This is a genomic window from Shigella sp. FC1967 (assembly GCF_001743005.1).
GTDB lineage: Bacteria > Pseudomonadota > Gammaproteobacteria > Enterobacterales > Enterobacteriaceae > Proteus.
Window position 1 is genome coordinate 1 of the sequence record NZ_MIIZ01000532.1, and the last position, 8,684, is coordinate 8,684.

The 8,684-nt window shown below is 40.3% G+C and carries 11 protein-coding genes and 2 pseudogenes; 2 read left to right on the plus strand and 11 right to left on the minus strand.

Features of this window, described 5'->3' with window-relative positions; all coding sequences use genetic code 11:
• The 8 genes and pseudogenes from BHE89_RS04480 to BHE89_RS04510 all read right to left on the minus strand — a co-directional run.
• On the minus strand, positions 1–248 hold a 248-nt coding region (locus tag BHE89_RS04480; RefSeq protein ID WP_216080986.1), incomplete at its 3' end, for a hypothetical protein.
• A gap of 101 nt (positions 249–349) precedes the next feature.
• Positions 350–1,123 (minus strand): annotated as a pseudogene (locus BHE89_RS04485) (antA/AntB antirepressor family protein); the annotation flags it as partial.
• 46 nt (positions 1,124–1,169) lie between these two features.
• Positions 1,170–1,589, minus strand: a complete 420-nt coding sequence (locus BHE89_RS04490) for a hypothetical protein (protein ID WP_069366900.1) — start codon at positions 1,587–1,589, stop codon at positions 1,170–1,172.
• Entirely contained in the window at positions 1,589–1,834 is a 246-nt protein-coding gene (locus BHE89_RS04495; RefSeq protein WP_069366899.1) for a helix-turn-helix transcriptional regulator, read from the minus strand. The genes BHE89_RS04490 and BHE89_RS04495 overlap by 1 nt, the downstream gene beginning before the upstream one ends.
• Positions 1,835–1,922: 88 nt before the next feature.
• Positions 1,923–2,438 (minus strand): hypothetical protein, encoded by a 516-nt coding sequence (locus BHE89_RS25000; RefSeq protein ID WP_286145887.1) that lies wholly within the window; start codon positions 2,436–2,438, stop codon positions 1,923–1,925.
• Between the two features lie 165 nt (positions 2,439–2,603).
• Positions 2,604–2,801 carry a hypothetical protein gene (locus BHE89_RS25005; protein WP_286145888.1) on the minus strand — a complete coding sequence of 66 codons (198 nt, stop codon included), beginning with the start codon at positions 2,799–2,801 and terminating at the stop codon, positions 2,604–2,606.
• Positions 2,802–2,893: 92 nt separating this feature from the next.
• Positions 2,894–4,159 carry a tyrosine-type recombinase/integrase gene (locus BHE89_RS04505; RefSeq protein WP_069366897.1) on the minus strand — a complete coding sequence of 422 codons (1,266 nt, stop codon included), beginning with the start codon at positions 4,157–4,159 and terminating at the stop codon, positions 2,894–2,896.
• A 189-nt stretch (positions 4,160–4,348) separates the two neighbouring features.
• The gene (locus BHE89_RS04510) at positions 4,349–5,212 is read right to left on the minus strand and encodes a YicC/YloC family endoribonuclease (protein WP_069366896.1); all 864 of its coding nucleotides are present in this window, start codon (positions 5,210–5,212) and stop codon (positions 4,349–4,351) included.
• Positions 5,213–5,337: 125 nt separating this feature from the next.
• On the opposite strand from BHE89_RS04510, the gene rph reads away from it, so the two are divergent.
• Both rph and pyrE read left to right on the plus strand, forming a co-directional pair.
• Complete coding sequence (gene rph, locus BHE89_RS04515; RefSeq protein ID WP_069366895.1) at positions 5,338–6,054, plus strand: ribonuclease PH; 717 nt, start codon at positions 5,338–5,340, stop codon at positions 6,052–6,054.
• 80 nt (positions 6,055–6,134) lie between these two features.
• Positions 6,135–6,779, plus strand: a complete 645-nt coding sequence (gene pyrE, locus BHE89_RS04520; RefSeq protein WP_069366894.1) for an orotate phosphoribosyltransferase — start codon at positions 6,135–6,137, stop codon at positions 6,777–6,779.
• Positions 6,780–7,088: 309 nt separating this feature from the next.
• On the opposite strand, the gene slmA is transcribed toward pyrE, so the two are convergent.
• The 3 genes and pseudogenes from slmA to BHE89_RS04535 all read right to left on the minus strand — a co-directional run.
• Positions 7,089–7,691, minus strand: a complete 603-nt coding sequence (gene slmA, locus BHE89_RS04525; protein ID WP_023583381.1) for a nucleoid occlusion factor SlmA — start codon at positions 7,689–7,691, stop codon at positions 7,089–7,091.
• Between the two features lie 113 nt (positions 7,692–7,804).
• Positions 7,805–8,263: a dUTP diphosphatase gene (gene dut, locus BHE89_RS04530; protein ID WP_069366893.1), complete on the minus strand. Its 459-nt coding sequence runs from the start codon at positions 8,261–8,263 to the stop codon at positions 7,805–7,807.
• Positions 8,247–8,684, minus strand: a pseudogene (locus tag BHE89_RS04535) (phosphopantothenoylcysteine decarboxylase domain-containing protein); the annotation flags it as partial. The gene dut and the pseudogene BHE89_RS04535, both read right to left, overlap by 17 nt.

Genomic DNA, 8,684 nt, shown 5'->3' on the forward strand with positions numbered 1-8,684 from the left:
GTAGTGACCCCGATTAAACCTTTCCAGTGAGGATAATTCGCCTCTTTAGAAAGGTGAGAAAAATCACCTTTAGCAAATAGTGTAAATTCTCCACGTTTTGCGCTCCCCCGTTTTGGGGGGCTCAAATATCCACCAGACTTATAACCTGAGAAATATTCCTCAGATTGATTTCCCGTAAATTTGGGTGATTGATTGGCGTAAATTTTCGCTGATACATCGGCTAAAGTTTTAGCTGATTGCTGAGCCAAAATATTGGCCGAGTAACCAGACGAAATTTTGTCTGATTGGTTGCCTGCCAGTAATGAGGCTTTCTCTTGGTAGGCAATACCCTTTATTGAACATAGGGTAATCATTGCGCCACCTCTACACGTTGCGCTAACCATTTCTGAGACAGCCCGATTAACTTGTCCTTGCGTGCGTGATAGTCCATGCCTAGCTCAATTAACGTTGTATTGGTCCGCTCAAGGTATGAAAGATGCTCTAATTGTGTCTCGCTCATAGCATCACGAGGATTGCCAATAATGCCGTTCTGCTTCGCCCATGCCTTAGCTGTAAGCCCACCTAATACAATACGGTTCAGCATGTTTGACTCAGTCGTGTAATGGTGTGGTAGAGTGCTTTTACCTTGCTCCATACGTGCCAGCTCTAACGCTGAACACATCGGCTTAAAGTAACTAGCTACTTTGAGACGTGATTTAAGTTGATGACGTAACTGCTTAGTGATTGTTGGCGCTACTTTGTGTAAAGCTTCCTCACACTTGATAAAGTATTGACGAATTAAGCGGCCTTGTTCCGTACGCTCAACCATACCAAGTTCTTTAGCCATGTTGAGGCTAACAAGGTAATCATGTTTAATTTGTTGTCTAGATTTTGCGCTACTCAAATTTGAGTTGCTCAAAGTTTCCACAACCACATAATCTACACCTTGAATAAATCCATATTCTCCAATACGGCGTTTAATCCAGTCGGTTAGTCGAGTATCTACCCCTAATGCTTCATGTAGTGAATTGGCACTAACACAATTAATTAATTGCCCGTTAATATCGCTGTGAATAATAGGCAGCATTTCAGCGAAAGTTGTTTCATTAATATCATTTAACTTGAATTTAGGGTGAGCGAATCCACCAGCATTTAAGCTGTCATTTTTTTAATTTCATTTTCTTATTCCGTTATTTTGTTGGGTACAGGCTTAAAATATTATTTATGAGTGCTTTATCTATTGGTTGGTAATTACCTTGTTCAGCACGTTTATTTATTAAGTTAATAACCTTCTGCACATCTTGAGCCGTTTTAAAGCGGTAACGATAATGTGATCCGATACCATCAGGATTAGGCTCATCAATGCGATCCAGCGTAATATCCAACTTGCGCTCTAACTCCGAGGCGTAATTCCTTGCTGACGATAATCGGCAATGAATTAATATTTCATTCTCAGTAAATCCATTAATGCCAGTACCTAACATATATAAACGGGCACGGTGTTTTTTAGGTGTGCGTTTTCTTTTGCTGGTGGGTATAATGGAGGGGCAATTTCCAATATCATTACTGATATCAAAGCCGCCTCCGCAAGGGCGGTTTTTCTTTTCCATTATGCGCCCCCTTGTTGTAATTTTTTAGCCTCAGCCCATGCACGTATCTCTTTTGCATCATAGACAAAAAATCCTTTTTCAATCTCAAATGACTTAGGTAATTTCCCGTCACGCTCCCAGCGATAACGGGTAGAGTCAGAAATGCCTAGAAAGTCGGCTGTATGACGTAGACGGGCGTAACCGTCCATAGGGTAAGGTGTACTGATTTTAGCGCGAGGTTTGCGCTTAGGTGATTTCTTTATCATGTGTATGACTCCTTGTGAATGTCATACACATTAAAGTTTGAATGGAGCAAAATGTCATCGCACCGAAAAACTAACTTTCGTTGCGAAATTAACCGATTGATTTAAAACGCTTATTAGCCTCAGAAAAATAATCATCAAGCTCTCTAGATTTCATCGGGCAAAATCCCTCTAGCTCAGCCTTTAGGGACTCTTGGGTCCATCTTTTAGATGCTGGTTTTACTTTTTTCAATGCTGACAATATAGAACCAATAACAAGCAAGCTACCATCTATAGTTAAAGCAGAATTATCATCTTCAAGCGCTGACTGTTCAAATTTTTCTATATTCTCCCTTCTAAAAATAAACTCAACATCACCCAAACCATCTGCTGGATAGAAAAACTCATCATAGTTATCAAAATCAACATATTTATCTAGAATGGGATCAAATAACTTTGATTCAGTACCATCAAACTTAAGAATCAATTCATGAAAGCTATTCAATACATTAACCATACCGAATTCTGTATTAACAAATGGCCCTTCAATATTGACATATTCACGAGGCAATCTATCCTGCGCTAAATCAAATTGATACATAACATCTAAATATTCAGCCCCTATCATTGGCAGATCATATATTTCGTAATCAAGGCGAAAACACGCCACCTGTTCTTTTTTATCGTTTCGTATTTAGCGTTTAGCTGTTCATTTGTATAAAATCGCTCGCCTGCTAACATGTCTAAGAATGCGCCTTCACTATTAGTTGATTTAATGCAAAAATTAAACTGCTCACGCATAGACGTTAGTTTTTATTTCACTTCTTACCCCATAAATTGATTTACTAAATAATGCTGAAATTGTTATTCGCTTATCTAAAGCTAATGATAAGCAGTCAGCTACAGATATATCTTCCTCAAATGATCCTGTTAATCTTCTGGCTGTTTCTTCCAATGTAAACCATTCTTTTAGTTTAAATAATTTCTTCATACGCCACCTTTAACGTACCTTAAAAAAACACCGTATCAGATAGGTAAGGTTTCCTACTTTTCGCCCCGTCGGGCTAGATACGGTTTATCTGGTTATTTTGCTTTTCGTGTACCCATAGGGATCACGTTGTAATCTTCGCCTTTCTCTAATGCGACAAGTAACTCACACCATTTTGCTAGTGCGGTTTTTCTCTCATCATAATAATCATGTCGGTTATAAATACCCTCAACGCCTTTTATTCGGTGATTTAGGCAACGTTCAGCAACAAATGGATCAACTCCTAGTTTTGCTAAATGGGTTCGCGCTGTACGTCTAAAATCGTGAATAGTGAAGTTAGGCATTTTAGGTGGTAAAACCTGCCTTACTTTTGCTAGCGCAACAGGTAGAGTAGATTCTTGAATATGGGGGATCATGCGGCTTTGCATTTTTCTAGCGGGTAAAACGTACTGACTACCACAAGCCATAGGTAGCAACTCCATAAACCAATCAACTACGTGTTGGCATAAAGGAATATCTATAGCATCACCGTTTTTACTGCGTTCGGCTGGGAAATGCCATACGTTCTTTTTAAAATCGAACTCTTGCCAACGTGCCGCGCATAATTCCATTTTTCGCAACCCTAGAGCTAGCAGTATTTTAAAACTGATTTCATTCTGTCGGCTAATGCCCGCGGTTCTTAATGCCTTAAAGAATATGATTAATTCTTCTCTGGTTAGCCATCTATCGCGCGATATTTCTTTACCGCCAGCATCAGCAACCTCAAAGGCTGAACAAGGATTAATCTCAATCATCTGCCGCTTAATGGCATAGTCAAACATTCGTCTAAGCCAGCGTAGAACGTCAGTAGCCATTGTTGGTGCGCCTCTATCAACGATGCCCTTGAGCATTTCATCAATATGGCGAGGTTTAACGTCCTCTATTTTCATGTGACCAATACGAGGATTAATGTCTTTGTCTATGCGTCTGCGTAGTATGTCTGGGTGCTTCCAGCGTGGCAGTATTTGACGCTCAAAATATTCTGCCGCTAGGTCAGCGACTTTGATTGCGTTCTTCTCGGCTTCGATTTTCGCTAACACTTCGGCTTTCCTTTCCTGCTTTTCACTGGCAACGTCATAACCTAGTGATACACGGGCAGACAATTCTCTTGTTAGCTCTCTCGCCTTAGCAAGTGATAGGTCTATATATGAGCCTAATATCATTACTCGTGATAATCCCGCGAATTTATATCTAAATCGCCATACGGGGTGCTTGAATGTTTTTCGATAGCATAGATATAAACCGTTACCGTCAGATTTACCCTCAAATCGTTCGCCAGCCTTGATCCATGCCCTTATCTCTTTATCGGTAAGTTTAGGCATTATGCAATTTCCAATCTAAAAATAGCTGTGTACCACTAAACCAATTCCGCAAGTGCTAGTGGTACACCCTAGTGGTACACGCTAATCATGCGCTATTGTGATTTACTCTGCAATGCTCTGATAGTAAAAAAGCCAGCTAATACAAGATATATGCTGGCTTGGTGATATGCTCTGATTTACTGTGAAGTGTTACTCAATATTTTGGATCTGTTCACGCATTTGTTCAATTAAAACTTTTAATTCAATGGCTGAATTGGTGACTTCAGTATTAATTGATTTTGATGCTAATGTGTTGGATTCGCGGTTAAATTCTTGCATCATAAAATCAAGACGGCGACCTACGGCTTCTTTTTTAACGAGAATTTTGCGTGTTTCTTTAACGTGAGCTTCTAATCTATCCAGCTCTTCAGCAACGTCTAAGCGTTGTGCTAACATCACTAACTCTTGTTCTAAACGATTATTATCGATTTGAACCTGTGCTTCTTCTAATTTGCTGGTTAAGCGTTCACGTTGCCATTGTAAAATTTCTGGCATTTGTGCTCTTACTTTAACCACTTCTGTGCTAACCGCATCTAAACGTTGTTCAATAAGCGTTTTGAGGGCTTGCCCTTCTGTTTCACGGCTTGCAATAAAGGCGTCGATCGCCAGATCTAATTCAGCTAAAAGTTCTGTACCAATCGCATCTAGATCTTGTTCTTGTGCTGAAATAACACCCGGCCAACGTAAAATATCAAATGGGCTAATTGTGCCTTCATGACTGTGGCTTTTTACCCAATTGGCAGAAACAATCAGTTGTTTTGCGAGATTTTCATCAAGATTAAGTTCACCTTGAAAGCGAGCATTAAGATCAAAACGTAAGTTACATTCAATTTTACCGCGTGTTAAGCGATTACGTAGACGTTCACGAATAACAGGCTCTAAACTACGTAATTGCTCAGGTAAACGAATATAAGTTTCAAGGTAGCGTTGGTTCACGGAACGCAGTTCCCATGCGGCGCTACCCCAGTCTTTTTTAATATCTCGGCGAGCAAATGCGGTCATGCTTCGGATCATAATAGGGTCTCAATAGTGTAAAAGATGATACGATTATAACCCTAGGCATCGATACAGGATAGGCATAAGCCATTTTAGGTCGTATAATGCGCCCCCAATATGTCAGAGAAAGCGGAGATAACACCATGCGTCCAGCAGACAGACAAGCAGACCAAGTACGTCCTATTACCATTACTCGTCATTATACAAAACACGCTGAGGGTTCTGTATTAGTCGAATTTGGTGATACTAAAGTCTTGTGTAACGCCACTGTAGAAGAGGGTGTACCCCGTTTTCTTAAAGGACAAGGGCAAGGTTGGGTGACCGCGGAATACGGTATGCTTCCTCGCGCAACAAATAGTCGTAATGCACGTGAAGCGGCTCGTGGTAAACAAACGGGTCGTACTATGGAAATTCAGCGCTTAATTGCACGCTCATTACGTGCCGCTGTTGATTTAAAAGCATTAGGTGAATTTACCATCACAGTTGATTGTGATGTTATTCAAGCCGATGGGGGTACGCGTACGGCCTCTATTTCTGGTGCTTGCGTCGCATTAGTTGATGCTTTAAATAAAATGGTTGAAGAAGGTAAGCTGAAAAAAAGCCCTCTTAAATCAATGGTCGCTGCTGTATCTGTGGGGATTGTTGATGGTGAACCATTATGCGACCTTGAATATGTTGAAGATTCTGCTGCAGAAACAGATATGAATGTGGTGATGATTGATGATGGTCGTATGATCGAAGTTCAAGGTACCGCAGAGGGCGCACCCTTTAGCCATGAAGAATTACTTGCTTTACTCGCCCTTGCAAAAGGGGGATTAGAGAAAATATTTGAAGCGCAAAAAGAGGCGCTTAAGCAATAAATTTTATTTTTAAGGCGACTGAGAAGTCGCCTTTTTTATGCCTAAAATTTGTCATCAAGTAACGTAGAGAGGAGAAAGAAATGAAAGCCTACCAACGCCGCTTTATCGAACTAGCATTAGCAAAAAATGTCCTGAAATTTGGTGAGTTTACACTGAAATCAGGAAGGGTGAGTCCTTACTTTTTTAATGCCGGTTTATTTAATACAGGGCGTGATTTGGCTTTATTGGGGCAGTTCTATGCGCAAACATTATTAGATAATAATGTCTCTTGTGATGTGTTGTTTGGACCCGCTTATAAAGGGATACCGATTGCAACCACAACGGCAGTCGCATTGGTTGAACATCATGATATCGATATTCCTTACTGTTTTAATCGTAAAGAGGCAAAAGATCATGGTGAAGGAGGAACATTAGTAGGAAGTCCATTGAAAGGTAATGTTGTGATTGTTGACGATGTCATTACAGCAGGTACTGCAATTCGTGAATCAATGGAAATTATCAAACAGCATGATGCAACGCTTTCTGCGGTGTTATTAAGTTTAGATAGACAAGAGAAAGGACGCGAAGAACTTTCTGCAATACAAGAGTTAAAACGTGACTATCAATGCCAAGTGCATTCGATTATTACTTTGGATGATTTAATTAGCTATCTAAGTGAGAGCGAGACTCTGTCTGCGCATTTACCTGCGGTTAAAGCTTATCGTGAGCGCTATGGTGTGAATTAATAAAGTTAATACGCGATAAACGAGTGGGTCAATTATAGATAAAAAAAAAGCCCTCGCCCAATGATGGGCGGGGTGAGTAGTACAATGAATCTTCTGCGATAATTATCACAGATATTGAAATATAAAAAGGACGTTTACAGCAGGGGCAAAGCGAGTTGCTAATGCCACAATATAGGAATTGCACGAATGCCATTCCTGATAAATACATTGAGGTAACTCTGTACCAGAGGACGCATGTTAACACAAATAAGAAAAAAACGGCATATCTGTCAATTTCAAATTGTTGAGTTAAATCACGAGTCCATCATTTCATTGTAATTGTGCCAAAATTAATGGCCAGCGGGCTTCAAACTCCTGAGTGGGTTGATAGCGAAATTCTGTGCGTACAAAGCGCGCTAGCATACCTTCACAAAAAGCGAGTAGTTGTGAAGCAAGTAACGCTTCATCATGCAAGAAAGCACTACCTTCACGAATTTTACGCTCTTTAATGACTTGCCGTAATTGAACCTCAATACGTTCATAAAGTTGGTTTATTCGCCCTTGCAATCTGTCTTGTTCAAACATTAATGCATGACCAGTCAAAATACGAGATAGCCCCGGGTTTTTTTCAGCAAAACCGAGGATCAAGATAAGAATTAAGCGAATTCTTGCAACAGCGTCTTTTTCGTCTTTTAAAATCAAATTAATACGGGAGACTAAGCTATCTTCGATAAACTCAATTAAGCTATCAAACATTTTGGTTTTACTTGGAAAATGTCGATAGAGTGCGGCTTCAGATACACCCACAGTGGCAGCAAGCTTCGCCGTTGTGATGCGCTGACTACCGTCACTTGATTCCAACATTTGGGCAAGTGACTGTAAGATTTCATCCCGTCTATTTCTTTTCTTTTTGGTTTCTTTTTCTTCTGCCATGACTGATAAGGCCCCTGCTAAAAGCAAAACAAATCAGTAAACCTTTGCACTAAGATTTTTTAGTGCAAAGGGAGTGATATCGTCATTGATATAATTAATGCAAGACGTATTTATTATTGGCGGCCGGAGTGACCAAAGCCACCGCTACCACGTTCCGTTGCGGTAAAATCATCAACAATATTAAATTCAGCTTGAACTACTGGTACGATAATCATTTGAGCAATACGTTCACCCGGTTCGATGGTGAATGCGGTTTGACCACGATTCCAAACGGACACCATCAGTTGTCCTTGGTAGTCAGAATCAATCAGTCCGACTAAGTTACCCAATACAACACCGTGTTTATGACCTAAACCTGAACGAGGAAGCACCATTGCTGCTAATCCTTCATCGGCAATATGTACAGCAAGACCTGTAGGTAATAATTCGGTTTGCCCAGGTTCAAGAACCAATGGTGCATCAAGGCAAGCGCGTAAATCTAAACCAGCAGAGCCTGTTGTGGCATAAGCAGGAAGTGGATATTCTTGACCAATACGTGCATCAAGGATTTTAACATCAATTTTTTTCATCATAATGTTTGGCTATCTCGTCAAGTAGGCGATGGCTAAGTTGTGCTTTACTACTGTGTGGTAAGCGCGTTTCTCCATTAGCCCAAATAAGGTATAATGCATTGTTGTCACTATTAAAGCCTTGATTTTCTAATGAAACATCATTGGCACAGATTAAATCGAGCTGCTTTTGTTCTCGTTTTTTGCGAGCATATTCTTCCACATTCTGGGTTTCGGCTGCAAATCCAACAACAAAAGGACGGTGTTCAACCATTTTTCCAACACTCGCGACAATGTCGGGGTTTTTTACCATAGTGATGGTGACTTCATCACCTTGTTTTTTTTATTTTTTCAGCCGCGATAAGTTTAGCGCGGTAATCAGCAACAGCCGCACAACCAATAAAAATATCTTGTGAAGGTGCGATTAGCATCACTTGTTCATACA